The sequence below is a fragment of the Pseudomonas sp. EL_65y_Pfl2_R96 genome (assembly GCF_963970905.1).
In the GTDB taxonomy this organism is placed as follows: domain Bacteria; phylum Pseudomonadota; class Gammaproteobacteria; order Pseudomonadales; family Pseudomonadaceae; genus Aquipseudomonas.
This window is the reverse complement of the sequence record NZ_CAXAQH010000198.1, coordinates 1-548: the sequence shown is the minus strand read 5'-3', so window position 1 is coordinate 548 and position 548 is coordinate 1. Positions and strand designations below refer to the sequence as shown.

Annotated in this window: 1 protein-coding gene; it reads left to right on the top strand. The window is 67.2% G+C overall.

Features of this window, described 5'->3' with window-relative positions; all coding sequences use genetic code 11:
- Positions 1-400: hypothetical protein (locus AACY49_RS30195; protein WP_339527906.1), on the top strand; the 400-nt coding region annotated here is incomplete at its 5' end.
- Between the last annotated feature and the right edge of the window lie 148 nt (positions 401-548).

Below are 548 nucleotides of genomic sequence, written 5' to 3'. Positions count from 1 at the left end.
CGAAGGCAGCTTCGACATTCCGGCGAGCGTCGTGCCGCAGGATCGCGCCTACACCGTCACCGTAGGGGTGCGCTACACGGCGGCTGTCGTCACCTTGCCGCCAGAGCTGAAATCCCAGACCGGTACATCGCAGGGGGTGCGCCAGCGGATCGTGCGCCTGGCGCTGCGGCTGATCGAAACGGCGGGCCTGAAAATCGGCGTGCAGGGGGGCAAGCTCGACAATCTGATCGATCGCCCCAGCGCGGGCTATATGGATGCGCCCGTGCCGCTCTTTACCGGCGATACCGAGCGGCCGGTGAGCGGCGGGTGGGATCGCAGCGGCCGCGCGACCTTTAGATCCTCCGAGCCCTTGCCCGCCGTGATCGTGGCGGCGCTCCCCAAAATCGAGGTGACCGGATGACGGTGTCTTTTCGCCCGATGCGCGGGATCGACGCGATGACAATCGAACGCCAGCCGTCGCAACGCGTGCAGCTCGGCCTTGATCGCGTGATGACGATCGAGATGGCCAACGACCTGGCCCAAGGCGGCGAGGCATGGACGGCCTGGCG